At 65.7% G+C, this 21,595-nt stretch carries 23 protein-coding genes and 1 pseudogene; 8 read left to right on the forward strand and 16 right to left on the reverse strand.

All coding sequences use genetic code 11. From position 1 onward, the window contains the following. The 4 genes from ACFVYC_RS06055 to ACFVYC_RS06070 all read left to right on the forward strand — a co-directional run. Positions 1–462: hypothetical protein (locus ACFVYC_RS06055; protein ID WP_387547935.1), on the forward strand; the 462-nt coding region annotated here is incomplete at its 5' end. Positions 463–572: 110 nt separating this feature from the next. After that, entirely contained in the window at positions 573–1,763 is a 1,191-nt protein-coding gene (locus tag ACFVYC_RS06060; RefSeq protein WP_387547937.1) for a YihY/virulence factor BrkB family protein, read from the forward strand. A 354-nt stretch (positions 1,764–2,117) separates the two neighbouring features. Then, entirely contained in the window at positions 2,118–2,375 is a 258-nt protein-coding gene (locus tag ACFVYC_RS06065; protein ID WP_387547939.1) for a hypothetical protein, read from the forward strand. A 101-nt stretch (positions 2,376–2,476) separates the two neighbouring features. Next, positions 2,477–2,653, forward strand: coding sequence for a CsbD family protein (locus ACFVYC_RS06070; protein ID WP_387548547.1), 177 nt, complete (start codon positions 2,477–2,479; stop codon positions 2,651–2,653). A 127-nt stretch (positions 2,654–2,780) separates the two neighbouring features. Here ACFVYC_RS06070 and ACFVYC_RS06075 read toward each other — a convergent pair whose 3' ends face one another. The 6 genes and pseudogenes from ACFVYC_RS06075 to ACFVYC_RS06100 form a co-directional block, all read right to left on the reverse strand. Next, positions 2,781–3,536: a glycosyltransferase gene (locus ACFVYC_RS06075; protein ID WP_387547940.1), complete on the reverse strand. Its 756-nt coding sequence runs from the start codon at positions 3,534–3,536 to the stop codon at positions 2,781–2,783. Further along, positions 3,533–4,939, reverse strand: coding sequence for a PIG-L family deacetylase (locus tag ACFVYC_RS06080; RefSeq protein ID WP_387547943.1), 1,407 nt, complete (start codon positions 4,937–4,939; stop codon positions 3,533–3,535). Before ACFVYC_RS06080 ends, ACFVYC_RS06075 begins: the two co-directional genes overlap by 4 nt. Then, positions 4,933–6,011 (reverse strand): annotated as a pseudogene (locus tag ACFVYC_RS06085) (acyl-CoA dehydrogenase family protein). Before ACFVYC_RS06085 ends, ACFVYC_RS06080 begins: the two are co-directional and overlap by 7 nt. Positions 6,012–6,046: 35 nt before the next feature. After that, entirely contained in the window at positions 6,047–6,526 is a 480-nt protein-coding gene (locus ACFVYC_RS06090) for a Dps family protein (protein ID WP_387547946.1), read from the reverse strand. A 98-nt stretch (positions 6,527–6,624) separates the two neighbouring features. Further along, positions 6,625–7,302: an O-methyltransferase gene (locus tag ACFVYC_RS06095; protein ID WP_387547948.1), complete on the reverse strand. Its 678-nt coding sequence runs from the start codon at positions 7,300–7,302 to the stop codon at positions 6,625–6,627. A 73-nt stretch (positions 7,303–7,375) separates the two neighbouring features. Beyond that, positions 7,376–7,699, reverse strand: coding sequence for an MTH1187 family thiamine-binding protein (locus tag ACFVYC_RS06100; protein ID WP_387547950.1), 324 nt, complete (start codon positions 7,697–7,699; stop codon positions 7,376–7,378). A gap of 121 nt (positions 7,700–7,820) precedes the next feature. On the opposite strand from ACFVYC_RS06100, the gene ACFVYC_RS06105 reads away from it, so the two are divergent. Then, on the forward strand, positions 7,821–8,456 hold the full coding sequence (locus ACFVYC_RS06105) for a TetR/AcrR family transcriptional regulator (RefSeq protein ID WP_387547952.1): 636 nt from the start codon (positions 7,821–7,823) through the stop codon (positions 8,454–8,456). A gap of 156 nt (positions 8,457–8,612) precedes the next feature. Further along, a complete protein-coding gene (locus ACFVYC_RS06110) occupies positions 8,613–8,837 on the forward strand; it encodes a hypothetical protein (RefSeq protein WP_387547954.1) in 225 nt (74 codons plus the stop codon). Between the two features lie 94 nt (positions 8,838–8,931). Here ACFVYC_RS06110 and ACFVYC_RS06115 read toward each other — a convergent pair whose 3' ends face one another. The 6 genes from ACFVYC_RS06115 to ACFVYC_RS06140 form a co-directional block, all read right to left on the reverse strand. Continuing rightward, positions 8,932–9,192: a hypothetical protein gene (locus tag ACFVYC_RS06115; protein WP_387547956.1), complete on the reverse strand. Its 261-nt coding sequence runs from the start codon at positions 9,190–9,192 to the stop codon at positions 8,932–8,934. A 106-nt stretch (positions 9,193–9,298) separates the two neighbouring features. Continuing rightward, complete coding sequence (locus ACFVYC_RS06120; RefSeq protein ID WP_387547959.1) at positions 9,299–9,610, reverse strand: AzlD domain-containing protein; 312 nt, start codon at positions 9,608–9,610, stop codon at positions 9,299–9,301. Then, positions 9,607–10,503: an AzlC family ABC transporter permease gene (locus ACFVYC_RS06125; protein WP_387548549.1), complete on the reverse strand. Its 897-nt coding sequence runs from the start codon at positions 10,501–10,503 to the stop codon at positions 9,607–9,609. The genes ACFVYC_RS06120 and ACFVYC_RS06125 overlap by 4 nt, the downstream gene beginning before the upstream one ends. After that, positions 10,458–11,009 carry a hypothetical protein gene (locus ACFVYC_RS06130; protein WP_387548551.1) on the reverse strand — a complete coding sequence of 184 codons (552 nt, stop codon included), beginning with the start codon at positions 11,007–11,009 and terminating at the stop codon, positions 10,458–10,460. Before ACFVYC_RS06130 ends, ACFVYC_RS06125 begins: the two co-directional genes overlap by 46 nt. A gap of 145 nt (positions 11,010–11,154) precedes the next feature. Then, positions 11,155–12,486, reverse strand: a complete 1,332-nt coding sequence (locus ACFVYC_RS06135; RefSeq protein ID WP_387548553.1) for a CoA transferase — start codon at positions 12,484–12,486, stop codon at positions 11,155–11,157. Positions 12,487–12,620: 134 nt separating this feature from the next. Continuing rightward, on the reverse strand, positions 12,621–13,520 hold the full coding sequence (locus ACFVYC_RS06140) for a glycerophosphodiester phosphodiesterase (RefSeq protein WP_387547961.1): 900 nt from the start codon (positions 13,518–13,520) through the stop codon (positions 12,621–12,623). A gap of 49 nt (positions 13,521–13,569) precedes the next feature. Between ACFVYC_RS06140 and ACFVYC_RS06145 the strand changes: the two genes are divergently transcribed. Continuing rightward, on the forward strand, positions 13,570–14,916 hold the full coding sequence (locus ACFVYC_RS06145; protein ID WP_387547962.1) for a DUF445 domain-containing protein: 1,347 nt from the start codon (positions 13,570–13,572) through the stop codon (positions 14,914–14,916). 124 nt (positions 14,917–15,040) lie between these two features. On the opposite strand, the gene ACFVYC_RS06150 is transcribed toward ACFVYC_RS06145, so the two are convergent. Further along, positions 15,041–15,790, reverse strand: coding sequence for a LamB/YcsF family protein (locus ACFVYC_RS06150; RefSeq protein ID WP_387547964.1), 750 nt, complete (start codon positions 15,788–15,790; stop codon positions 15,041–15,043). Beyond that, positions 15,774–16,580, reverse strand: a complete 807-nt coding sequence (locus tag ACFVYC_RS06155; protein WP_387547967.1) for a hypothetical protein — start codon at positions 16,578–16,580, stop codon at positions 15,774–15,776. Before ACFVYC_RS06155 ends, ACFVYC_RS06150 begins: the two co-directional genes overlap by 17 nt. Before the next feature lie 151 nt (positions 16,581–16,731). Between ACFVYC_RS06155 and ACFVYC_RS06160 the strand changes: the two genes are divergently transcribed. Next, positions 16,732–18,048, forward strand: a complete 1,317-nt coding sequence (locus ACFVYC_RS06160) for an MFS transporter (RefSeq protein ID WP_387547970.1) — start codon at positions 16,732–16,734, stop codon at positions 18,046–18,048. 55 nt (positions 18,049–18,103) lie between these two features. Here ACFVYC_RS06160 and ACFVYC_RS06165 read toward each other — a convergent pair whose 3' ends face one another. Together ACFVYC_RS06165 and ACFVYC_RS06170 are read right to left on the reverse strand one after the other, a co-directional pair. After that, positions 18,104–20,446 (reverse strand): glycoside hydrolase family 65 protein, encoded by a 2,343-nt coding sequence (locus ACFVYC_RS06165; RefSeq protein WP_387547971.1) that lies wholly within the window; start codon positions 20,444–20,446, stop codon positions 18,104–18,106. A 147-nt stretch (positions 20,447–20,593) separates the two neighbouring features. Continuing rightward, positions 20,594–21,343: an HAD family hydrolase gene (locus ACFVYC_RS06170; RefSeq protein WP_387547972.1), complete on the reverse strand. Its 750-nt coding sequence runs from the start codon at positions 21,341–21,343 to the stop codon at positions 20,594–20,596. Positions 21,344–21,595: the final 252 nt, after the last annotated feature.

A 21,595-nucleotide genomic window follows, 5' to 3' on the forward strand; every position in this document is an offset into this window, starting at 1 on the left:
AAGGTCCACTCCGGCACCGGCCACACCGGGAACGCCCTGCACAGCACCGGCGACACCCTGCACGGGGCCAAGGACAACGTCTCGGCCAAACTGTCGGATGCCGGAACCGCGATCAGCCACGCACCGGACCAAGTCAAAGCCAAAACCCAGGGCAACCCCCTGGCCGCCGGCCTGATCGCATTCGGCGCCGGGATGCTCATCTCGTCCCTGATCCCGGCCAGCGAAAAGGAACGCGAAGCCGCCCAGCAGCTCAAAACCGCCGCCGAGCCCCTCGCCACCCAGGTCACCGACGCCGCCAAGGACATGGTCCAGGACCTGAAGGAACCGGCCCAGGAAGCCATGGAAAGCGTCAAGGCCACCGCCACTGACGCCGCCCAAAACGTCAAAGCCGAAGGCCAAGGCGCCGTCACCGACGTCAAAGACCGCGCCACCGACGCCAAAACCAACGTCCAAAACACCTGACCCGCTACGCAACGCGGCACCCCAAGGCACGATCACCACCTGACAGGCCGGCCCCGCAGTCCCGCGGTGCCGGCCTGTCAGTTTTCGCACCCTTATCGAGAGGACGCCCCATGGCCACTCATGACTCTTCCGAGACCAGTACCGCCAAGGCGGGCCAGGCACCGGATCCAAATGATTCCCGGAAACCGGACAGCCCCAAGGACCTGGACAAGCCAAACTGGAAGTACATCCTCAAGAAGACACTCCGGGAGTTCAGCAAGGACCAGTGCCCGGACCTCGCCGCTTCCCTGACCTATTACGCCGTACTGTCGCTGTTTCCGGCCATACTTGCACTCGTTTCGCTGATCGGAATTTTCGGGGACCCACAGAAAACCACAGATGCGCTCCTGCAAATCGTGAGCGGCTTCGTCCCGGCCGAAACTGTGGGCACGATTGGCGGAGTGGTGGAAGACCTGGCCAACGCGCCGGCTGCAGGATTCACCCTGGTCATCGGCCTTGCCACCGCCCTGTGGTCTGCTTCCGGCTACGTCGGCGCTTTCGGCCGGGCAATGAACCGGGTCTACGAGGTGGATGAGGGCCGTCCCTTCGCGAAACTGCGCGGCACCATGCTGGTGGTCACGCTCCTGTCGGTTGTCATCATCGCGATCCTCGCCGGCATGTTGGTGCTCAGCGGCCCAGTGGCCGAAGCTATTGGCGGCCTGATCGGGCTCAGCGGCGTTTTCCTCGCCATCTGGGACATTGCAAAATGGCCCGTGATGGTGGGCCTCATCATCGTCATCATCGCCGTTCTTTACTACGCCACGCCCAACGTCAAGCAGCCGAAATTCAAGTGGATGAGCCTCGGTTCGGGCATTGCCCTGTTCGTCTTCCTCCTGGCGTCACTGGGCTTCGGCTTCTACGTGGGCAACTTCGGAAACTACAACAAGACATACGGCACCCTGGGCGGTGTCATCGTGATGTTGCTGTGGCTGTGGATCCTGAACATGTCCCTGCTCTTCGGCGCCGAGTTCGACGCCGAAATGGAACGGGGCCGCCAGCTCCAGGCCGGCATCAAAGCCGAAGAAACCATCCAACTGCCGCCGCGTGACACCAAGAAGAGTGACAAGCTGCAGAAGCAGGAGGAAGAAGACATCCAACACGGACGGGAACTGCGGGAGAAATACAGCGCGGAGAACGGCGAGGACACGGATTCGAACCAGAACGGCGACGCGGACTCGGACGGGAATGTCAGCGAGCCAACACAACCGCATCGGGACCGGGTGCGGGACAAGCTGCGCGACCGTGGCACCAGCCAGGAGTAAACAAATCTGCACCGGAAAAACAGCGGCCGGCAGGCAGCAGCCGTAGTTTCCGGGGACTAGGCAGGACCATCAAGATAGGGGAAAATTGTCTTGGAGGTCCTGTTTAGGTTTCCCGGGTCAACAAGGTGTCCCGGGGTCAAGGCGGGGCCGGCGGTGAGATGGCCTCTTCTGAGACCGAGGCCAGTCCCCCCAGTCGCCGTCGGCCCCCTCAAATCCAGTGAGGGGCCCCCGCCCGACTGGACAAAGTGAGCCACGCTGCCATACCTTCATGATTACTCTGCTTGGTTCCTCCGGAGCCTGCAGGTCCGCTGAAGCAGATACGGCGGCATCACGGTCGACCCCGAATGAGCAAACATGCATGCTAGCCATTTTGAACAATTCACTGCTGAAGCAGTCGTCGCGGACAGGGAACCGGGACTTGGACTCGGACGAGATGAGCTGTACGGGCTCTACACCAGCTGGTGCCTGCTCCAAAAAGTGCCTCTTTTGGCTCCGGAAGCCCTCTGGGATGCACTGCAGGCACAGGGAATTGATCCGGACAGCAACAACTTGTCCATGACCGGCCCTGCCGCCGCTGACTACATCGTGGCCAGCGCGCCCGATCTGGTCTGATCTTCCCTTCCACACCTGTTGAAGCAACCCCTGGCTGGTTAGCATGGAGCATGGCCGGCGCATTTACCGTCCGCCGGTCACCAGCCGAAGGGAGAAACACCATGGGTTTGGATGACAAGATCGACAACGCCGCCGAGAAAATGGGTGGCAAGGCCAAAGAGGCCACCGGTGCGGCCACCAATGACGAGAGCCTTCGCACGGAAGGCCAGATGGACCAGGCCAAAGCGGACCTGAAACAGGCCGGCGAGAAAGTCAAGGACGCTTTCAAGAAAGACTGACTTTCACGACCGACTGGTTGAGGACCAGGGGGCTGCTGCGGACACACCGCGGCAGCCCCTCTTTTTGTCCCCGGGCAGCCGGCAAAAGATCAGGGCCGCTGCCCGGGCCGGAGGGATGCGTTCGTCCTCAACTTTCACGAGCCAGGGATGTCTCCAGGCTGAGTGCCTGGAGATATTTCCCCAAGCCGTGCGGGGCGCGCGCATGCGTCCTGCCCGAGGTCAGCACGCGGATGGTGTCTGTGGCCCTGACGTTGTACTTCAGGCGCCGAAGCCGCTCCGCCAGCACGCGGTCTTCGTGGGAGCGGTGCCGCGGGAACCCGCCGGCCGCCAGGTAGGCGGAGCCCCGAATCCCAAAATTGGCACCGTAAACGTACGGGTGGTCTTCCCGGAACAGATGCCGGGAGTGCCACCGGCGCAGGAGATCCGGCACCGCGCCGGCGGGGTCAATGTCCACCGATCCCAGCACCGCGTCCGCACCGGCAGCCGCCATCGCGGCCTGCGCCACCAGCCAGTTCTCCGGAACAAGTGAATCGGCATCAGTATTGGCCAGCCACAACCCGGCGGCCGCGCCAGGCGCAGTGTCAGGAATGGTGTCCGCTTCAGGGCCCAAAATCTCCCTGACCCCGGCGCGGCGGCTCCTTCCCACGCTGCGGAAACTGACGGCGAGGACGGAGAACCAGTTGATCCGGGCAGTGAAGTGTGCGGCAATTGCAGCGGAGGCGTCGGTGCAGGAATCCAGGACCACCAGTACCCGTACCCCAATCTCCGGTTGCAGCCGGTGAAGGGACGCGACGGCGGCCTCCACCCCGGTGAGCGCCCGCTCCAGGTGTTCTTCCTCGTTGTGCACCGGTATCACCACGGCCACGTTCTGGACCGCTGTCATGGTTCGGTTTCTGTTGCCGGTGGCGCGATGAGCGTTTCGAGCAGAAAGTCGCGCTCCCGGTACAGGCCGGCAGTCCGCCATTTCAGACGGTTCCTGGCCACCGTGTGGACTGTTTCACCGTCGAGCTCCCAACCGGAAACAGGATGCAGCCAATGGCAGAGCAGCAGGGTCCCTCCGGGCAGGATGGAGGTCCCGATGTTGTCCAACAGCTCGTCGTACTCCCGCGGGGCGAAGTAGTACCCCACTTCGGACAGCACCACCAGATCGTAGTTCCCTGCCGGCCAGGAACCGGGAAGAACCAGTTGCCGAAGGGTGACCCCCGGGAAAGGGGCAAGACGATCTGCTGCCCTTTGCAACGCGGTGCCGCTGGCATCCACAGCGACCAGGTTGGTGCACCGTGGTGCCAGCTCCGCCGTCAATGTTCCGATGGAGCAGCCGATTTCCAGTCCGGAGGAGTACTGTTCGGCGGGCAGCGCGGCCAGCGTCAGCGCACGCTTCCTCCGCTCGTACCAGCTGGTGGTGTAGTGCCAGGGGTCCGGTTCCCGGGCGTGAACCCCGTCGAAGATCTGTTCTGCCTGAACGCTGGTGTGCGGTCCCCGCGCCTCCGGGACATCACTTTTCCCGGGGAATTCGCGGGGTGCGGTCCAGGCGAAGGTCTCAAACGGGCGGGAAAAGTGTTGGAGGAAGGGTTCGCTCAGGAGAACCTCGTCCCCCGCATGCGGGGACAAGGGCTTTGTTTGGCTGACATGCGCCTGCATGGCATGTTCCTTGGCGAGCTGTTCCCCGGGTTCGAGGTGCACCCGGTTCCAGGATCGCCACCCGGGGTGGCCGGGGGTGGCCCATAGCCAGTACCAGATGGGGTACTCCAGCAGGGCGTGGCCGCGGCTGGCGGCCACGCCCGCAGCAACCTTTCCCAGGGCATCATGGTCGGCGTGCCCGTCGGAGCGGTAGGGTGCAACGATAGCGAGCTGTCCCGGAGGGCCTCCCAACCGGTCGGCAGCACCCCGGACCTGACGGGTGAGCTCTGCGGCGTGCTCCTGCAGGCCACTGTCCGGGAGGCTAAGGTACCGCCAGCAGTCCTTAAGTCCCAGGGATTCCATCCCGGCCGCAAATTCCTCCAGGCGGGTGGCGGCCAGATCTTGGGGTGAAACGGTTGGCGACGCCGGATGGGAAGCCTCGCCCGCCGTGCACAGGAGTACGTTGACCTCAGCCCCGATGCTGTGCAGGCGCGCCAGCAGGCCGCCGGCCCCCAGCGTTTCGTCATCCGGATGGGCGGCCAGGACCAGGAATTTCATTGCAGCCAGTTCCCCCAGGCCGAGCGGGAGCTCGGCGATGACAGGCAGGCCGCTGGCCGCCCAGGCTGATTCGTCCGTCCCAGCATCTGCGTGCGTGAACGTCACCATGCGGCATCACCCTTCAGGGTCAGCGCCCCAAGTTGGGCGTCATCGCGCATGGCGTGATGCTGGCGGACGTAAAGGGCCAGGTCTGCCATCCGCTTGGCGTACTTTTCGTCGAAGGCAAGCGGTCCCGGTCCCCGGTTGCTGCTGACCAGCGACAACACACGGTCCACAGCCGCGGCGCAGGTTCCTCGCACCCGCAACGCGTCGCTCCACGCCGAAGGCCGCTCCCCGGGCACACTCTTCCCGCCATCGATGGCCGACGCCGTCTGCGCCAAGTACTGCAGCGCGGAGGCCAGGGTACGGTCCAGCTCACCAAGACTGGCCAGCGCAATCTGGTCAGGGTCGCGGCCGGCCCGGGCCCCTGCCTGCAAGGAGTCCCGGTAGCCACGGGAAACGCCCACAGCGCCACCAAGCCAGCAGGCCGCAACGCCCATTCCGCCCCAGGCAAAGCCCGGGCGGCTGAAGTACCAGCCGGTTGCCTGAAGACGCTCTGCAGGAACGCCATCGAAGTGCACGGTGCCGCTGGGTATCTCCCTCAGGCCCCGCGCCACCCACGACGGGTCCTCGCAGGTGACCCCGGCTGACGGAGGTCCACCGCGAAAGCCGCCCTGCCGCCGTCGTCCGTGTGCGCCGTGACGACCGCATGGTCCAGGACCGCCGCCAGGGAGCACCACGGTTTGGTGCCGTTCAGTGTCACTGCGCTGCCGTTGCCCTGTGCTTCCAGGCGGACGCCTGGCCCTTCAGCCGCGAACACTCCCCAGGCGCCGCTCACTGAACCGGGATCCCGGCCTGCCTGGGACAGGATAGCCAGGGCATCCAGGTGCGGCTCGAAAACGCGTGCGGCCGCCACATCGATGGCCGCCACCGAGGCAAGGAGCTCCCACAGAAGTCCCGTCATGCCTTCGCCGGGCCGCGGCCAGGTCCTCCCGGCTTCGCGGGCAAGGCCGAGCAGGGCCGGAACATCCGCGGCGGCAGCAGCGACGGCTTCAAGCAGGCCGTCCCTTGCATCGAGGGTTCCGGACGCAGCAGAAAGGCGTACGGGTACTGTGTTTCCTTCCCCGGAAAGCGCACCCAGTCCTGGGCTCTCCGCCGGCGAAGTGGGGAGGGCGCCTATTTGTCTGCCGGTCCGGTGACGGGCGCCGAGGCAGCCATGGTCTCGGCGTTGACCATCCATGCAAGCTGTTCCAGCCGTTCGATCGCGGCGTGAAGCAGATCTGCGCTGGTGGGGTCTTCCTCGTCCACCTCATCATGGACGTCCCGCATGGTCTGGACTGACCGTTCCAGCCGTGCTGTGACGAGCTTGACGGTGTCCTTTGTGCTGGTCAGCCCTTGCGGAAACTCCTCCAGCCGGCTTCCTGCCGAAACAGTGCTGCTGCTGCCGTCGGGGAGGGCATGCAGGGCCCTCATTCGTTCTGCCACCTCGTCGGCAAAGAGGCGGGCGGCTGCAACGATTTCGTCCAGCTGAAGGTGCAGGTCGCGGAAATTGGTGCCCACAAGGTTCCAGTGGGCCTGCTTACCCTGCAGGTGCAACTCAATAAGGTCAGTGAGCACCAACTGCAGAGCACTGGCAAGGGTGGGCGACGCTTTCATCATTTTCCTCCACGGCGGCTTCCTGCCCGGCTGCGGATCAACCGGCGAATTACTCTAAGCATACTTATCAGTTGGAGCCGGCAGGCAAAGAGGATGCCCTACCGTATGCGGGCGAGCGCAAACCCGTCCCAGCCCTTTGAACCGACAGTCTGGATGACGGTGGCATCAAGCCGTGGATGTGAGCCCAGCAGCCGAAGTGCATCGACTATTCCCTGCGCGTTGACCGGGTCCATTTCGGGATCGAGCACCGCACCTTCCCAGATGGTGTTGTCCAGGACCACGGTTGTCCCCGTGCGGCCAAGGCGGAGTGCCCACTCCAGGTAGCGGCTGTTGTTCTCCTTGTCGGCATCGATAAAGATGAAGTCGAAGGGTTCCCGGTCCTCTTCCGCCAGGGCTGCGAGGGTCTCCAATGCTGGTCCAAGCCGGATCTCGACCTTTTGCCCCAGACCCGCGAAGTCGATGTTGGCCCACGCCACTTCCGCATGCTTAGGCAGGAATTCGCACGTGACCAAAGTGCCGTCGTGGGGCAGGCCCTGCCCCATCCAGATGGTGCTGAAGCCTGCCAGGGTGCCTATCTCCAGGATGCGGCGGGCGCCGGAGAGCTGAACGAGGAGTTTGAGGAGCTTGCCGGCGGTGGGCGCCACCTCAATAGCCGGCATGCCTGCCTCGGCGGCCGATTGGACGGCGCGAAGCACGGCGGGATCCGGGTGGACCACGACGTCGGACAGGAACTTTTCCGTGGCGATCCACTCCGGCCGGGGCTTGTGCTCAAACATGGGCACAGTTTGGCACGTGGCCGCGCGCGGGTCCAGAGAAATCAGCGGACGACGGCGGCAGCGACGTCCGTGTTCAGGAACCGTCGGAGAGCGCGTCTTCCAGGCGGTCCACTTTGGCGGTCAGCTCACCTGAGTAGCCGGGCCTGATGTCCGCCTTGATGACCAGGGAAACCCGGCTGCCGTAGCGGCCCACCGCCTCGGTGGCGCGCTTTACGACGTCGAACACCTCATCCCATTCGCCCTCGATGGTGGTGAACATGGAGTCTGTTTTGTTGGGCAGCCCCGACTCCCGGACGATCTTCACGGCGGCGGCGACGGCGTCGTGAACGGAGGCGTCACCCGGCCGGGAACCTTCGCTGGGAGAACCGGACGGGGCGACAGAAAACGCAAGCAGCATGAAGCCCAGTGTGCCACGGTGCGGGCGGCGGTGGAGTGCAGGACGGCCGGGGCCGCCGTCACAAAACCCCCTACCCTCCAGTAACGGTGAAGGCCGAAGGCTCCGTTGCTAACCTTTTGGCATGAGCCTCGCAGTCGCCCGCAAGCCGCTCCGCGCCGACGCAGCGCGGAACGTGGACAAGATCATCACGGCGGCGCGCCAATGCTTCCGCGAGTTCGGCCCGGAAGTACCGCTGCAGACCATTGCGGCCACGGCCGGCGTAGGCCCGGCCACCTTGTTCCGGAACTTTTCGGACAAGGAAGAGCTGGTGCTTGCAGCCCTCAACCGGCAGCTGCGGCTCACCGTGGACCCCGTGGTAGACAGCGCCCTGGCCGATATCGACGCTGCCGCCGGACTGCTGCGGGTTATGGAAGCCCTGATGGCCGCCGCGAGCGACGACGCCAATCTTTTGGGAGCCGTTGCCGGCCGCCGGGAGCTCCTGACCGGCATCACGGGCTCGCTGATGGAATCGATGAGTGTGCTTTTGGTACGGGGCCAGGGGCAGGGCAGCCTGCGCGCGGACATCTCCATGACGGACATGTTCCGGCTGCTCGCCATGCTCATAGGAGTGGTGGACACCATGGAGCCCGGGTCGGACGCCTGGCGCCGTCCGTTGGCCCTGGTGGAGGACGCCATCCGGTCGGTCCGGCCAGGCCGACCGCTTCCCGTCCATGTGCCGCTGCCGGCCGCGTCCCTGGCGGGTCAGCAGCCAATCTAGCCGCAGAAACGCTGCCCGCGGGATGCCTGATCACCCCATTGTGGGCCTCCAGCGGGTGCAATACACTTCAAGTGGGTTACGCAGCCAGCCTCTGTACCTTCCAGATGGAGCACCCATGACACAGTTCCTGCACCTCCGGCGTACGGCCGCAGCGCGATGAACAGTTCCAGGCTTTTTCACTTCATCAACGATCCGCGCGGCCCCGAGGAAGTTCTGCCCACCCTGCCGGCAGAGGAACTGGCGAAACTTTTGGATGCCCTCTACCAGAACCTTGACACCCCCGAGCCTGAGTTCGGCGCCCAAGCCTGGTACGAGATGGCGGTTGAAGAAAGCTCACGCCGGTCAGCCGCACCTGACGGCGCTGCGCACGGGGTAGCCTGACCATTTCCTTTCACGACGCCGGCCCGCTGGAGCCCGGACGTTTCCTGCGGTCCACCTGCTGTCCTGGGCCCAACTTCCTGATGCCTGGCTCCGGTTACTCCCTGCCAGCCGCTCCCCTGGCGCGGATTTCGCGGCGCACCATGGCCCGCAGCGCGGGAACCTGCGATGCAGGGTCCACATCCATCGCCCTCATGAGGCTTTCGGAGAGCGCCTCCAGATCCTCTGCAGGGACATCGGAAATGGCGGAAAAGCGGGTAAAGAAGCGCTTGGCGGGCAGTCCCGCGCGCCATCGGAAGTTTTTGTGGACATGAGGTCTACCGGCCTTTGCCCCGGACGCGTGCAGTTGATGTTCCATCGATGCCATTCATGCGGAAAGTCGGGGCCAACTGCATAGCCGCTCTCATAGTACAAACCCACTGCGGGCAAAGAAAAGGGATCCGCGTTATGTTCTTGCCGGCGGCTTAGTTCCAGCCCAGCATCCGCAGCAGCGCGGCAGTGCCCGCACCGGCCACCACCACCACAAGAAACGGTGCACGCAGTGCCAGGGCGATCGCTGCTGCAGCGAGGGCACCCAGGCGTGCATCGGCCGCCAGCGACTGCCCTGAGGCCACCGCGTTCACCACTGTGAGGGACGCCAGCAGCCCGATGGTCATGGTGCCTGCAACCCTGGACATCCGGGGATTTTCCAAAAACCTGGCCGGGACAAAGTAGCCCACCAGCTTCCACGCGTATGCCAAAACGCAGGCGATCAGCAACCACATCCAGAGGTTCATGATGCGTCCCCCGAGGTGCCGCCATCACGGCGGTAGTGTGGCTCATTGCCGCGGCGCTCCCCGTGCTGGTCAGCGCCGCGCTGCTGCCCAGCGCTTCCGTGGTGAGGCTCGCTGCTGTGCTGCCCAGGGACTGGGTGGTGGCGGGACTCACGGTAGGGCTCCACGTCCGGTTCCAGGCCCTCATCGCTCCGGCCGTGGCTGAACCAGCCGAACAAGGCGGCCACAACGGCAGCCACCAGGATCGGCACACCGGCCGGAACGAACGGCACTGCCACCACCGTGGCCAGGGCGCATACCACCGCAATGGCTATCGGTTCGCGGCCCTTGAGTCTTGGCCAGAGCAGGGCCAGGAACGCCGCCACTGCTGCCCCGTCCAGTCCCCACTGTTTGGGATCCCCCAGCCCGCTTCCGGCGAGCGCCCCCACCGCGGTGAACAGGTTCCAAAGCACGTAGATGCCGATGCCGGCCGCCCAAAAACCCCGGCGCTGTTCGGCGGGGTCGGTCTGGCCGGTGCTGGTGGCAGTGGATTCGTCAATGGTCACCTGGGCGGCAACGTACTTCCGCCACCCGGTGGGGTGCAGCAGGGCGTTGAGTTGCATGCCGTAGATGCCGTTGCGCATGCCCAGAAGCGTGGCTGCACTCATAGCTGCTATGCCCGAACCGCCTCCGCCCACTACCCCGATGAAAGCGAATTGTGAGCCGCCGCTGAACAGGAGCAGGCTGAGCGCCATGGTTTGCCAGAAGTCCAACCCGGACGTGACGGAGAGTGCTCCAAAGGATATCCCGTACAGGCCGGTGGCAACGCTGATGGAGAGCCCCACGCGTACGGCAGGGGAAGCCAGGATTTTCACTGCCACGAACCCCGTAAAGATTTCCTGAGGCTCCACGCCCAGAGGATAAGCGGCGCCTGAAGCGGGAAGCGAAGAGTGTGGACCTGGCGCTGCCGAGGGGTCCCCTGCCGGTTGTAGGCGCGGCGCAGGGCATCGGCATGACCGGCCAGGAACGCGGTGAACATGGCGGCGAGGGCGGTTGCGGTCGCCTTCCGTGTCAGTGGGACCAGGATGCCGACGGCGGCCGCCAGTTCCAGCAGGCCGCTGACCGCGATCCATTCCTCCCTGGTCATCACGGCGAATGGACGACGCCGGCGCACTTCCGCGCCGCCGTCAAAGGCAGCCGTGCCGCTTGAGTCAGCAGTAGCCGGGGCAACCGTGCCGAATGAGTCAGCCGTAGCCGCGGCAGCCGTGCCGGCGGCCGGGGCAGCGCCGGCGGCGGCAGCACCGCCGTCGACCGCTCCTGGCCGTCCGGTGCCTTCGAGGCAGAGGTAGTCAGGCACTACCTGGCGGTAGAAACCGGGGTCGCGGAAGTGTTTCATGGCACTGGCCAGCAGCAGGGCGCTCATTGCTGCAGCGGAAAGGCTCTGGCGGGCCCGGGCTGCCCGGGGAAAAGGCATGGCACCACTCAATCACAAGCGTGGCAGGCCCTCGAAACCGTCAGGCCCGCGCACTCCGCCCAATTCTGCCTGAACCGGCAGCCACGGCGAACCGTCAGGCCCAGCTGAGGTCTGAGCTTCCGTAGGGCACCGGTGGACTGGTGTAGTCGAGGGGTTCCCCGTCCACCAGGAGGGGCGGCAGGGCGTAACGAAGTTCCCCGTAAGCGCTTGCAAGAGTCCGAAGCTCAGGTTCCGGCAGCGGGCTTGCCCCACCGGAAGGATGCAGGGCGGGCAGGGCGAAAAGCTCCTCCGCGGTGCGGACCAGCGACAGCCGGCCCCACCCGCCCAGGCCGGTTTGCCGGCGCCGGGCCAGCAGCGCGATGGCCGCCGCGGCCACACCATACCCGGTGGCGTGATCCAGGGCCTGGACCGGGAGCGCACCAGGCCGCCACTCGCCGTCGTGATTCTCCGCCCCGTAAAGGTCGGCGATTCCGGTGGCCGCCTGGACGATGCTGTCGAAGCCGCGGAGGCCACTCCATGGGCCCACGCTGCCCCAGGCGTCCAGGGAGACCACCGCCAGCTCCGGCCGGGAGGCCAGCAGCCCCTCCGGCTCCAGTCCAAAACGGTCCAGGGCACCGCGGCGGTAACCGGTGATCACCACATCGGCGTCGCCCAGTAACTGGTGCAGCCGGTGCCGGTTTCCGCTCGCAGCCAGGTCTGCCTCGGCGCTTCTCTTATCGAACCCGGTGTCCACAAACTGGTCGGTGATGTCCGGCAGTTGCGGTGGATCTATGCGCAGCACGTCGGCGCCCAGTGCCCCCAGCAGCCGGGTGGACACAGGTCCGGCGATGACACGGGTCAAATCCAGCACGCGCACGCCCTCGAGTGGGCGCCGGGGGTGTTCGGCGGACAACCGCAGCGCGCGTTCGACGCCTGTGGCCCCGCCGTCGGCAAGGGTCCAATCGATCCAAGGCGACGCGGCTGCATTCCGGCCCATCCCGGAGTCCAGCCACTCCTTGCGGCTTCGCACGGCTGCGGCGACACCGCCCTGGGATTGGATGGCGGCCTCCGCCTCCAGGGACGCCATGGTGCGGAGGGCGGACGCCACACCATCTGCGGTGGTGGTTTTCAGTGCCTGCATCAACCGGTGCTCATGGTGCGGATAGTTGGCGTGAAGCCGGATCCAGCCGTCACTGGTCCGCCGGAAGCCGGACAGCGGGGCGAAGCCCTGGATCTTCCGCCCGTCAATGCGCAAGTACCCGAAAGAGTCAAAAGCACCGGCCGTCATGCCTGCCGTGGTCGCAAACCGGTCCGGCACACCGACGAGGAAGTTCAAGGCTGCGGCAGCGGCTCCAACGGCGCCCAAAGCCAGGCCTTCCACGTCCAGCGCGCCGCCCCACCAGCTTCGGTCACCGGACCAGGACGCTGCGGCGATGCCGGCCTCCATGCCTGGATCACCGGACACCGGCGCGAAGCGACCGGGTGCAGGTGGGAAGCCGCCGAGCACCGGCTCGAGTTCCCGGAACAGCGGCGGAACGCCCGGTGGAGGAACGCCGCGCGAAGCCTCGCCCACGTGGCTGCCTACCTTCCTTGTGGCGACGCGACCTGCAGCTGGCTAAGGACTCGCGCCGGGACGTTGGTGGTGATTTCGTGCACGCCCAGGCCCTGGCACAGGGCCACGTCCTGTTCCGAGTCCACGGTCCACACCCGGAATCGCCGGCCCCGCTCCAGCCATCGCTGGATGGAAGCCGGGTGATGGCGGACGTAGTCCACTCCGGGACCTGCCAACGCCGCCTCGCCGTGGTCCAGTATCCGCTCGCCTTCAAGCTGGGCGGCCTTCATCACGTTGGCGATCGCACCACCGGTGATCAGCCCCAGACCCAGTTCCTCGCGGAGCTCACGCACATCCACGTCATCCACCAGCTGGCAGACGTACTCGGATGGAACCGAGCGGAGCAGGCGGCGGACAGATTCCGGGCTGAAGCTCATGAAGGTCACGGCTACGTTGTCCAGAGCTGAGCCCTTGGCGTCCCACCCCTCGCTCCGGAGGACCTCAAGCACCCGGTCTTCCAGTTTGAGCTGGTACGGGCTGGGGTGCTTGAGCTCGATCGCCAGTCGCACAGGGCGTCCTGCCCCGCGGAGGATGTCCAGCAGTTCCGGAAGGGTCAGGAACTGCTCGGACCTCGCGCCGTAAACCTCGGGGATGCGCACGCCCTTCCAGGAGGAAAAGTCCAGGCGGCGGAGCTCCCGCAACGTCCGTTCGGCCACCGGCCCGGTGCCGTCCGACGTGCGGTCAAGGTTGGCGTCGTGCAGGAGGATGACGTGCTGGTCGCGGGTCAGGTGGACATCGCATTCCACGCCGTCCGCCCCGTCCGCAAGCGCCTGCAGGTAGGCTGCGCGGGTGTGCTCGGCGAACGCGGCGCTCGAGCCCCGGTGGGCAAAGACCAGGGGCCGCTGCGGCACTGACTCGTCAGTAGTCATGGAGACACGGTAGCCGACCCGGCCCCCACTGCGGGACTAGGCTTGGCACATGCAGGTGAACTCTGAGCCAACTACCCGCGAAGCACCCACCACGCCCGCACCGTCGGCGCCGCCCGGCGGAAACGCGGGCGCCGCCGTCGTCAGCCAATTCAGTGCAGGTGACGCCGAAAAGGCGGCAGCGCTGCGGAAGATGAAGCTGGTGGCGCTGGGGCTGCTGATTGCCATGGCGGTGATTTTTGTATTCGCGTTCGCGCTGCAGAAAGAGTATCCGTGGCTCCAGTACGTGCGCGCCGCCGCGGAGGGCGGGATGGTGGGCGCACTGGCGGACTGGTTCGCCGTCACCGCGCTGTTCAAGTACCCCATGGGCATCAAGATCCCGCACACCGCGATCATCCCGCGCCGGAAGGACCAGATCGGCGCCTCGCTGGGCGAGTTCGTGGAAACCAATTTCCTTTCCGAACAGGTGGTCCAGGAGAAACTGGCCAGCGTGAACATCGCCCGCCGGGCGGGTGAATGGCTCGCCACGCCGGCCGGAGCCGAGCGCGTCGCCAAGGAAGGCGCCGCCGTCATCCGGGGCGCGTTCAAGGTGTTGAATGACGACGACGTCCAGGCGGTCATCGAGGGGATGGTGCGTAAGCATCTGCTGACTCCGCCGTGGGGACCTCCCGTGGGCAGGATGGCCGAGCGGATCTTCCACGACGGACACCACCACAAGCTGGTGGACCTGCTGGTGGACAGGGCCGCGGACTGGGTGGATGACAACCACGACACTGTCACCCATCTGGTCTCCGACCGATCCCCCACGTGGGTCCCACAGTTCGTGGACGGCCTGGTTGGCGACAAGGTGTACGTGGAGATCCTCAAGTTCGTCCGCGCGGTACAGGCTGACCCGAACCACGAGGTGCGGCAGTCCATCGACAAGTACCTGAATGACCTGGCGCAAGACCTGCAGCATGATCCGGCCATGATCGCTCGCGCCGAGGACATCAAGGCACAGGTCCTGGGCGATCCCGAGGTGCGGGAACTCGCCTCCCGGACGTGGGGCACCGTGAAGAACGCCCTGCTGGGGGCCGTGGATGATCCCGACAGCGAGCTGACTATCAAGTTCAAGGCGGCAGTCCGCGACTTCGGCTCCCGCCTGGTGAACGATCCTGAGCTCGCCGGAAAGGTCAACGCATGGATCGGCGACGCCGCGGGCTACCTGGTGCGGACGTACCGCTCCGACATCGCCGGGGTAATCACCGATACCGTCGCCCGTTGGGACGCCGAAGAAACCTCCCAGAAGATCGAGCTGCAGGTGGGCAAGGACCTGCAGTTCATCCGGATCAACGGCACGGTGGTGGGTTCACTGGCCGGGCTCACGATCTTTACCGTGGCGCACCTGATTTTCGGCTGACCATCGCCGGGCGACACGCAAAACCGCACTAGACGCGCAAATTACCTGGCGCTGCCCACATTCCCCATTTGGGTTGCGCTGGGTAATCTGCGCGTCGACATTTGTGGTGTCAGCGAAGCTGCAACTAGGCGAAGGACTCCAGCTCCACGCCGGCGGCTTCGAGGCCAGCCCTGACTGCGGCAGCCATCTCGACGGCACCGGGGGTGTCCCCATGGATGCACAGGGAATCCGGCTGCACCTGCACCAATGTTCCATCAAGGGCCAGCACCTCACCCTTGGTGGCCAGGCGCACGGCCCGCTCGACGATCGAGTCGACGTCGTGCAAAACTGCACCTTCCCGGGAGCGCGGCACCAGTGTTCCGTCCGCCATGTAGGCGCGGTCCACAAACGCTTCGATAAAGACGGGGTGCCCGGCTTCCTGGGCTTGCTTGAGTAATTCCGAACCGGGCAGGCCAAGGATGGGCAGGCCCGGATCATAGGAGTTCACGGCTGCCACCACGGCCGAGGCCTGGTCCGCGTCGTGGACCAGCCGGTTGTACAGCGCGCCGTGCGGCTTGACGTAGTCAACGGAGGCACCCACTGCGTGCGCAACTCCGTCGAGCGCGCCCAGCTGGTACAGCACGTCGCCGAACAGCTCGTCGAAGGACATATCCAGCGAACGGCGGCCGAAGCCGGCGAGGTCGCGGTACCCCACGTGGGCACCGACGGTCACGTCCAGCTCATAGGCCGCCCGGCAGCTGTCCAGCATGGTGACGGGGTCTCCGGCGTGGAAGCCGCAGGCCACGTTGGCGCTGGTAACCAGCCGGAACATGGCGGGGTCGTCCCCCATGTTCCAGGAGCCGAATGATTCGCCGAGGTCAGCGTTGAGATCCAAGGTTGTTGCCTTCCAGCGTCAGGTTCTGCGGTGCGGCGGCGTTGAGCTCGCCGGGGATGGTTTCCGGCATGGGACCAAACGCTTCCTTTGCGTTGGACACCACCGCCCGTCCCATGATGAGGTTACCGGCTCCGCCCACCACTGCGCCGATGCCGAACGGCAGTGCCCGGCCGAACAGCGCGGTGCCCTGGCGTTTCAGGAGGTTCTTGAGGAAGGCTTTTTGGATGCGGTTCCGGACGGAGCCGAAGCCGGGAACGGTCATCGACTTCGACAAGACGTTGCCCCACGCGCTGGAGGCACTGATGCCGTTGCCTGCCGCCTGGCCGCTGAGCGTTCCGAGCAGTGCAGTGCCTTCCTCGCCTAGCATCAGGGCCATGACCATGGTGCTGGCCTTTTCCGGGTTGGTCAGGCGGATGCCGTGCAGCTCCGCGAGTGAGGTGGCGTAGAGGGCGGTTGCCTCCAGGAATCCCACGGTCGCCGCGGCGGAGAGGCCGAGGGAGGCCACAGTGCCAACACCGGGGACGACGGCGGTGGCGCCCACCACTGCACCCCCGCCGGTTACGGCACGGAGGTAGTCACGCTCCAGGATGTCCGCCAACTGGGCGGCGGTGGCGCGCGGGTGCTTGCGCTGCAACCGGCGGATGTAGGCGAGGACCAGCGGACGCTGGATCTCCACCGCTTTCAGGAGCATGTTGTGGACGCCCGGCTTCGGTTTGCCGTCTTCGTCGAATACGGCCTTGTGGGCGGTTTCGTGTGCGATTCGTACTGCGGGATTGCTGCGCTTGGCCATGGTCACCTCTGTTGGTCTCGCCGGCCGCGTCGGATGCGGCCCTTCCTAATACTAAGGTTGCTTAACACTAGGCCACGGCACCCCTGCCCCACGTCGCCTTGAGGGTCCGGCCGGCTGTCCGGGGGTCCGGCCAAAGCCTAGACTTAACCCTATGCCCGCCCCTAAAGCCCTGCGGCCGTTTGCCCATCGTGAGTACCGGGTACTGATTTCGGCGCTGGCCATCTCCATTTTTGGTTCCGGAATGTGGGCCGTCGCCATGGTCTACCAGGTAATCCATCTGGGCGGCGGACCGCTGGAGCTGTCCCTGGTGGCTGCCGCCGGCAGTGTAGGCCTGGTGGCCTTCCTCCTGGCGGGCGGAATCGCCGCCGACCGGGTTCCGCAGCGCCGCCTGATCATCGCTGTGGAGGGCGCCAACCTTGCCGTGATCGCGGCCGTCAGCGGGCTGGCCATGACCGGGTGGCTGCAACTCTGGCACCTCGCTGCAGGTGCATTCGTGCTGGGCGTTGGGGCGGCCTTCTTCTTCCCCGCCTATTCCGCCATCCTGCCGCGCATCCTCCCTCCAGAGGACCTGCTCGCAGCGAACGGTGTGGAGGGTTCCATGCGGCCGGTGCTCCAGCAGGCTGCCGGTCCTGCCGTGGCGGGCATCGTGGTGGCCGCGCTCTCGCCGTCCCACGCCGTCACGGCGGTGGCTGTCTGCCACCTTTCGGCTTTTATCGTCCTGAACTTCCTGGGGCAGCACTCACTGGACGCGCCCGTCAACGGGGCCGAAGACGGTTCATTCGCTGCTGGTGCCGAGCGCGGCAAGTCGTCCTTCCTCCAGGACCTGCGCGAAGGCGTCCTGTACACCCTGCGCACCCCATGGCTGCTGTGGACCTTGCTCTGGGCTTGCATCTCGGTCCTGTTCCTGATCGGCCCCATCGAGGTGTTGCTTCCGTTTGTGGTGCGCGACCAGCTGGGCGGCGATTCCCGCATGTTCGGCTTCCTCCTCGCCGTGATGGGCGTCGGAGCAGCCTTGGGTTCCCTGCTCACAGCGTCCTTGAGGCTGCCACGGCGCTACCTCACGGTGATGATGGTGTCCTGGGGCGCGGGCAGCCTGCCCTTGGCCGCCGTCGGAATCATGGACAACTTCTGGGTCATCGCCACCGCACTGTTCATCTGGGGCGTGACCGGCAGCGTGGGCATGGTCATTTGGGGCACGCTGCTCCAGCGGCGGGTCCCGCCCCATCTTCTGGGCAGGGTCTCCAGCCTGGACTTCTTTGTGTCCCTCGCCCTGATGCCCGTGTCGATGGCACTGGCCGGGCCCGCCGCCGAGGTCCTGCCAATCTGGCTGATTTTCCTCGTGGCCGGCGTGGTCTGCCCCATCATGGCGGTCATCGCCATGATGGTGGCGCGTATGTCCGACGACGAACTTGCCCACCCCCTGGACAGGGCGGCTGTTGTGGAGCGTTCGACGGCGGCCGGAGACTAGGCGGCGGGGCGCGCCTCCGCGCGCGGTTCCCCCGGCGCGGTTCCCCGCGCGGCATTTAGCTGCTGGCGTGCACCACAGGAATGCTCGCCGTCGGATGTCCGCTGGGGAATACCGTGGGTTCCGGTTCCGGGACGGGTTGGAGTGCCACCTTTACGGGCTCGGCGCCAACGTTGAGCAAGTTCCCGCGCACATCCACCTCAAGGGCTTCGCCGTCCTGGACGGCCAGGGTGATAGCACCGGCCTCGAGTTCGACCAGCAGAAGCCGGCCGCGGATTTTGAGGTGGAAGGCGAGCCCTTCCCACTCGGCAGGCAGCCGCGGATCGAAGTACGGCACCGGGCCCTGGTCCCGCAGGCCGGCGAAGCCGCAGACCAGGGAGCTCCACACACCGCCGGTGGAGGCGATGTGCACACCGTCGATGGTGTTGCCGTGCGTATCGTCCAGATCGATGAACACGGCGTTGGTGAAGTGCTCCAGTGCTTCGCGGGAGTACCCCACCTCGGCGGCCATGATGCCCTGGACGCAGGCGGAGAGCGTTGAATCCCCTGTTGTCAACGGGTCGTAGAAATCAAAGGCCCGCTGTTTTTCCTCTGCGGTGAAGTCCTGCCACTGCAGGAACATGGCCAGGACGGTGTCCGCCTGCTTCAGGACCTGGTGGCGGTAGATGACCAAAGGGTGGAAGTGCAGCAGCAGCGGGTACTTGGAACGGGGTGTGGTCCAGTCCCACGATTCCAGCGTCATGAAGTCGTTATCCTGCGAGTACACCTGCATCCGCTTATCGAAGGGCAGGTGCATACGGTTTGCCGCAGCCGCCCAGAGCTGCCGCTCCTCCTGGGAGATGCCGGCATTCTCCAGGGCGGCGGCAGCACGCAGGTTAAAGCGGGCCATCACATTGGTGTAGAGGTTGTCGTTAACCACAGCCGTGTATTCGTCCGGCCCAGTGACTCCGTGGATGTGGAAGAGCCCGTCCTTGCCGAAGAATCCCAGCGAAATCCACATGCGCGCCGTTTCAATCAGCAGTTCGGCGCCCATACCGTCACGGAACGCGGCGTCGCCGGCGGCCCAAACGTAACGGTTGGTGGCAAAGGCAATGGCGGCGGCAATGTGGAACTGGGCCGTGCCGGCGGCGTAGTAGGCGCTGGCTTCGAGCCCGTTAATGGTGCGCCACGGAAACAGCGCGCCGTCCACGCTCAGTTCCTTCGCCCGGATCTTGGCCTCCGGGAGGATCCCGTGGCGGAATTCCAGCACCCGGCGGGCGCCGTCGGGATTGGTGTACGTCAGGTACGGAAGGAGGTAGACCTCTTGGTCCCAGAAGTAGTGCCCTTCGTAACCGGAACCGGTCACACCCTTGGCAGGGATCCCGGCAACGTCCGCACGGGCCGTTGCCTGGGCCAGCTGGAACAGGTTCCACCGGATGGCCTGCTGCAGTTCGGGCTGGCCGGTCACGACGATGTCCGAGGTGGACCAGTAGTCGCGGTAGTGCGCTTCGCTTTCGGCGAAGATGTCCTGAACGGAACGCAGGTTTTCTTCTGCCACGGCGGCCGGGTCAACCGACGGTTCCTGGATGGCGGCGCCGGCCGCGTAGCTGACGCTCTTTTCCAGGCGGAACGGCTCGCCGGCACCAACTGCCAGGACGTAGCGGACGCTGCTGTCGTCCTGGTCCACCAAGGTGTCAAACGGCTGGTGTCCCGCGGACGTCCAGTGGTCCACCGCGACGCCCACCCGCTGCTTGGATTCGGCGGCTTCCCAGGCCAGCCGGAGCGATCCGTCCCCACCGTCGAGGCGCAGGGGCAGCAACACGCGCCCGGCGTGGCGGCCAGCCCGGCGCGGGTCGTGGACGGAATGGTCTTCCACCGGCTGGTCCTGGCGGTTGATCACGGACGAGGTGACGTCCAACGAGACATCGCGGTCGGTGGACACCTCCAGAGAGATGCCAAGGGTTCCCCGGGAAGCGAATCCGACGGCGCGCCGTTCGGTGGTGGTGGCAGTCGCGCCGGAGCGGCACTGCCAGGTGGTCCGGCATTCGTAAACGCCGGTGGAGAAATCAAGGGAGCGCCGGTACTCCAGCACTTCGGAGTCAGCCAGGCTCAGGGCTTCGCCGTCGATGATGACTGAAAAGTTGTTGACGTCCGGGATGTACAGGATGCGCTGGCCGGTGCGGGCGAAGCCGAAGGCGTTTTCGGCGTGCTTGATGTCCCAGATTTCGTGGAGTCCGTTGATGAAGCTGCCGGGCAGGTCAGAGTCGGTTGCCGCCCAGTGGGCGCCGCGGATTCCCAAGTGTCCGTTACCCAGGGCGAAGAGGGTTTCCAGCGTCCCTTCGGTGCCCTGTTCGTGGCGTGTTTCCACGAGTTGCCAGGGTGTGTTGGGGAACCTTTCGCGGTCCGCGGAGATCAGAGCCATGGTGTTGGGGTCCTTGTGCGAGTGGCGGAGATGCCGGCCTGGCCGGCCCGTCCTGCCGAGGGGGGGTTGAGGGATTACGGATACTGCCGGGGAAAGCAGCGGGCGGCTGCCCGGGGAAGGCTGCCTTGGGGTGAAATTGCGGTGCTGCTAAAGGAGCTCGTCGAGGTCGTTGACCACAACGGTGGCTCCGGCGTCGAACAGTGTCTGCCGTCCAGCGCCCCGGTCCACCCCGACAACGGAGTGGAACGAGCCGGCGCTTCCGGCCTGGACACCGGAGACTGCGTCCTCCACCACCACGCATTCCCCGCTGGGCAGGTCCAGCAGTGTGGCAGCGTACTCGTAGGTGGCGGGGCTGGGTTTGCCGGGCAGGCCTTCCCTGGCTGCCACCACGCCGTCCACCACCACGCGGAAGTGTCCGCTGAGTCCGGCCGCCGCCAGGACGGCGGGTGCGTTGCGGGAGGAAGAGACGACGGCGACCTTCAGGCCGCGTTCCAGTACGGCTTCCAGGAACCGCACCGAGCCCTCGAACGGCTCGACGCCGGCACCCACGATGTCGTTGAAGATTCCGTTCTTCCGGTTGCCCAGGCCCTGCACAGTCAGGTTGGCAGGGTCGTCGTCGGTGGGACCCTCGGGAAGTACGATGCCGCGCGAGGCCAGGAAGTCCCTGACGCCGTCGAAGCGGGGCTTTCCGTCGATGTGGTCGAAGTAGTCGCTTTCGCTGTAACCGGCAACGTGCGGCTGCGACGCGAGGTAGCTTTCGAACAGTTCCTGCCAGGCCTGCTCATGCACGGTGGCTGTGGGTGTCAGCACGCCGTCCAGGTCGAAAAGGATGGCGGACGCGCCGACCCAAGCCGAAAGTTCGGCAGTTGCGTGGTCGGGAGCCATATTTTCAGTCATCAGCGGTGCGTTGTCCTTTCAGGACGGCGGGCAGCCTCAAAACGGGGATGCTTGGAATTGGGGAGGCCACGGTGCCCTGGCGACCTGCAGGTACGGCACACAACCGCCGGCGCGGGAGAAACACCGCAGCCGCAAGCTTGCTGATCGCTATATCCCATCATGGACGTGTTTCCCGCCACAGGACAAGCCGGCAGGGCACCCGACGCGGATTGCGACGGCTATGACACCAGCCCCTATCGGGCCGCAGCAAAC

The sequence above is a fragment of the Pseudarthrobacter sp. NPDC058329 genome, from assembly GCF_042879835.1.
GTDB lineage: Bacteria > Actinomycetota > Actinomycetes > Actinomycetales > Micrococcaceae > Arthrobacter.

Bases quoted from the DNA above. Each gene is read 5' to 3' on its own strand.
- ACFVYC_RS06060 (WP_387547937.1), top strand. From the start codon at position 573: ATGGCCACTCATGACTCTTCCGAGACCAGTACCGCCAAGGCGGGCCAG.
- ACFVYC_RS06065 (WP_387547939.1), top strand. From the start codon at position 2,118: ATGCATGCTAGCCATTTTGAACAATTCACTGCTGAAGCAGTCGTCGCG.
- ACFVYC_RS06070 (WP_387548547.1), top strand. From the start codon at position 2,477: ATGGGTTTGGATGACAAGATCGACAACGCCGCCGAGAAAATGGGTGGC.
- ACFVYC_RS06075 (WP_387547940.1), bottom strand. From the start codon at position 3,536: ATGACAGCGGTCCAGAACGTGGCCGTGGTGATACCGGTGCACAACGAG.
- ACFVYC_RS06080 (WP_387547943.1), bottom strand. From the start codon at position 4,939: ATGGTGACGTTCACGCACGCAGATGCTGGGACGGACGAATCAGCCTGG.
- ACFVYC_RS06090 (WP_387547946.1), bottom strand. From the start codon at position 6,526: ATGAAAGCGTCGCCCACCCTTGCCAGTGCTCTGCAGTTGGTGCTCACT.
- ACFVYC_RS06095 (WP_387547948.1), bottom strand. From the start codon at position 7,302: ATGTTTGAGCACAAGCCCCGGCCGGAGTGGATCGCCACGGAAAAGTTC.
- ACFVYC_RS06100 (WP_387547950.1), bottom strand. From the start codon at position 7,699: ATGCTGCTTGCGTTTTCTGTCGCCCCGTCCGGTTCTCCCAGCGAAGGT.
- ACFVYC_RS06105 (WP_387547952.1), top strand. From the start codon at position 7,821: ATGAGCCTCGCAGTCGCCCGCAAGCCGCTCCGCGCCGACGCAGCGCGG.
- ACFVYC_RS06110 (WP_387547954.1), top strand. From the start codon at position 8,613: ATGAACAGTTCCAGGCTTTTTCACTTCATCAACGATCCGCGCGGCCCC.
- ACFVYC_RS06115 (WP_387547956.1), bottom strand. From the start codon at position 9,192: ATGGAACATCAACTGCACGCGTCCGGGGCAAAGGCCGGTAGACCTCAT.
- ACFVYC_RS06120 (WP_387547959.1), bottom strand. From the start codon at position 9,610: ATGAACCTCTGGATGTGGTTGCTGATCGCCTGCGTTTTGGCATACGCG.
- ACFVYC_RS06130 (WP_387548551.1), bottom strand. From the start codon at position 11,009: ATGAGCGCCCTGCTGCTGGCCAGTGCCATGAAACACTTCCGCGACCCC.
- ACFVYC_RS06135 (WP_387548553.1), bottom strand. From the start codon at position 12,486: ATGGAGGCCGGCATCGCCGCAGCGTCCTGGTCCGGTGACCGAAGCTGG.
- ACFVYC_RS06140 (WP_387547961.1), bottom strand. From the start codon at position 13,520: ATGACTACTGACGAGTCAGTGCCGCAGCGGCCCCTGGTCTTTGCCCAC.
- ACFVYC_RS06145 (WP_387547962.1), top strand. From the start codon at position 13,570: ATGCAGGTGAACTCTGAGCCAACTACCCGCGAAGCACCCACCACGCCC.
- ACFVYC_RS06155 (WP_387547967.1), bottom strand. From the start codon at position 16,580: ATGGCCAAGCGCAGCAATCCCGCAGTACGAATCGCACACGAAACCGCC.
- ACFVYC_RS06160 (WP_387547970.1), top strand. From the start codon at position 16,732: ATGCCCGCCCCTAAAGCCCTGCGGCCGTTTGCCCATCGTGAGTACCGG.
- ACFVYC_RS06165 (WP_387547971.1), bottom strand. From the start codon at position 20,446: ATGGCTCTGATCTCCGCGGACCGCGAAAGGTTCCCCAACACACCCTGG.
- ACFVYC_RS06170 (WP_387547972.1), bottom strand. From the start codon at position 21,343: ATGACTGAAAATATGGCTCCCGACCACGCAACTGCCGAACTTTCGGCT.